This window comes from Rhodoplanes roseus, assembly GCF_003258865.1.
Classification (GTDB): domain Bacteria; phylum Pseudomonadota; class Alphaproteobacteria; order Rhizobiales; family Xanthobacteraceae; genus Rhodoplanes; species Rhodoplanes roseus.
In genome coordinates, this window is record NZ_NPEX01000707.1 from 1 (window position 1) to 331 (window position 331).

1 pseudogene is annotated in these 331 nt (G+C 68.6%); it reads right to left on the reverse strand.

The window, feature by feature from the left end:
• Positions 1-191: pseudogene (locus CH341_RS36275) on the reverse strand (collagen-like protein); the annotation flags it as partial.
• Between the last annotated feature and the right edge of the window lie 140 nt (positions 192-331).

Consider the following 331-nt stretch of genomic DNA (forward strand, 5'->3'; position numbering starts at 1 on the left):
CCGGCAGAGCCCGTGACTCCTTGCGGTCCCGTCTGTCCCAACGGTCCGGACGGGCCGGCAGGCCCTTGCGGACCAGGCTCGCCCTGGACGCCTTTGGGACCCGGTGGCCCCTGGGTCGGAACTACGATCTCCTCGACATCGTCGGCGCCGTTCTCGACGACGACGTCATCGGAGAAAGGAAGATCGGTCATCTCGGCTCTCCGGGATCAGGCGTATGTGCCGGACGGTGCCGTGCCGGCCGAGCTGCCGGGCAAATAGCTGGTGCCGGAGCCGTAGGTCTGGATCACGCCGTAAAGATCGGCGAGATAGCGCGGCCCGCTCGCCGAGCCGG